This window comes from Ancylothrix sp. D3o, assembly GCF_025370775.1.
Classification (GTDB): Bacteria; Cyanobacteriota; Cyanobacteriia; order Cyanobacteriales; family Oscillatoriaceae; genus Ancylothrix.
This window is the reverse complement of the sequence record NZ_JAMXEX010000104.1, coordinates 1-2,488: the sequence shown is the minus strand read 5'-3', so window position 1 is coordinate 2,488 and position 2,488 is coordinate 1. Positions and strand designations below refer to the sequence as shown.

General features: G+C 38.7%; 1 protein-coding gene. It reads left to right on the top strand.

Annotated elements, in window-relative coordinates:
• Window positions 1–182, top strand: a 182-nt coding sequence (locus NG798_RS27455; protein ID WP_261226896.1) for a hypothetical protein, incomplete at its 5' end; no start/stop codon positions are given.
• Window positions 183–2,488: the final 2,306 nt, after the last annotated feature.

The following is a 2,488-nucleotide window of genomic DNA, read 5'->3' as shown; positions in this document are numbered from 1 at the left end:
AACTACCAGCTAGGGAAAGCCGGTTATTGTTAACTAACAACCCTCAAGTATGTAGTTTCACTGCATCGGCTACCCCAGACTCAACACTGGCCACTAAACAGCCAAGACTAAACACCGGCCACCGGCTACCCTGGACTAAAACATCTGCTAGCAGGCATCTAGGACTAAACACCGGCCACTAAACACCCCAGACTAACCAGCAGCCACCGGCTACCCTGGACTAAAACATCTGCCAGCAGACATCTAGGACTAAACACCGGCCACCAAACTCCCAAGGCTAAACACTGATCACCAGACACCCAAGACTAAACACCAGCCACCAAACACCCAAGGCTAAACACCGGCCACCAGACAACAAGTAGAGACTTTCTATAGAAATATCTCCAACAACTATCGGCTAATCTTATACAACCAAGAATTACGGGAAAATAAATCGTGTTTTTACTACTTTAGTTAGAGAGTGGGGTTTAGATATCTCCATTCACATATATTTTTAGACATTCTTTTTTAACTTCTTAGCAATAACTTTTATGCAGTTCATTAATATCTACAATTTTGCAAATCACCACTTCCAGATATAATTTAACCCCCCCTTTCCCTTGACAGTTTCTCTTAATTTTATTTAAAGTAAATTAAAGACATCGCACGACATACAAAGGAAGTGAGTAGTTTCTTTTGTGTTAGATTTTTATTTAATCATGCTTTGATTCAGCCATTCTATTTTCTCTATTCTAATACCTGCTCTCAACCTCATGTTCACCAAAAATATCCCATAAATTTAACACTGTAAATTATCAATTACTAAGTATAAACTAGCTGTTTCTACCATCATTGTTGCCATTCCCATACTCCTCCAAAATTTAATAGCGCTCAGTCGTACACAACCTCAATGATACTACGCTAATGCTACACTACTTTACATAAATTCATTTAAGAAAATTGTAAGTAATTATACTTAGTTTATTTGTGCCTTATAAACTGCCATTTTTGTCTTATAAATGGATAATTGTAGAGCTTAAAATCAAACAGGGTCAAGAATTTTAAGCAAACAACCTCAAAAACTATAGTAAGATTTTTAGTTTTCCTTGCCTTATAACATAGCGTTTTGGTCTTATAAAATAGCCTTTTTGCCTTATCCATGTGGCAGACCGAATGCTCGATTTTTCCGCCTCTAACTGAATCGCTGATCTGGTAAAATGGGGGGAGATAAAATTCTGGACACTTACTCCAGGTTTTTCATCTCACTTTAATTTTGTCACTTCACCGGCCCCCACTCTTCACCATATTACTGCACCAAACAACCTGACTATACATTTCATCTACAGCCCTCCTTTAGATTTGCTTAAGGTTCGTTACAAAATTAAATATATTGCTTTGGCTGAGGAACCCTAACAGGGGGTAGGTTGTAGCACGTCATTAGCTACAAATAGTAATAGATAATGGTGCTTAGTTTCAGGGTTATTGTAGCTAGATAAAGCCTTGTTAGCTAAACTTCTGGGACGATTGATAGCTCTGCGCTCTCCACCCCCACAACATCCATATTTTTTACTCCAGTCTTCATAACCTACTCACGATAGCAGGAGCGTTTTAGCCTTCGGAGTAGAAAAATCTTCTGCTGACCTACCGGCCCATACAGATGTAAGGCGCAGAACGTTTCTACCTGATCCCACAAAGCGCGGTAAAACGTTATAAATTGATGCAAATCTTCCTTTACTCCACCGACTGTCAGTTGAGTGAAATGTGTAATCTGAAGTAAAAGAATCTAAAAAATGAATTGAAGGAAGAAGAGGAAATATTTTAGAGAAAGATTCTAAAATTCAATACATTTTTATCTCTCAACAGTTGTAAGAGGATTTACAATCAATACCGAAAGATGCCGCTTCAATGGTGCCCGTGTTCCCTGCCTTTGGCAGGCCGTTTCAACGATGCCGATGTTTTCTACCTTTGGCAGGCCGGTCTTTAACAGCAAGCAATGTTGTCAGAGTGGTGTTGTCATGGGGCCGGTCTTAAACAGAAAGTATGCCCCGGCTGTTTGAAAGCCCACACAACAGATTCATTAGATAGGGGTGCTACTTCGGGAGCAGGCCAAGAGCCATAAAGCTGATCCACAACCCCACTATATTTTCATTTCCTTGTTCCGGCTATCTTATTAGAGAAATAATATTTTAGTGGATTAGGAAAAACTACTATGAACAATAGCTAATGGGGCGGAGAAATATCTTTTTAGCAGAATTACTAAACTTTTATTTACAAAATAAACACTACCACAACTGCTAATCTATTTCCCACTCCTAACTTCTCAAATCAAACAGCAACCAACCAAACAGAAATAGAAAAAGACTACAGTCAAACTACATTTTTTGGAAACCTCCATACTCTCCAAACTTGCTAAGTATTATTGCCTAAAAAAATCTGCCATATAAAACCCCATTTCTGCCATATAAAACCCCGTTTTTGCCATATACTTCAGACTGAATACCTGATAAAA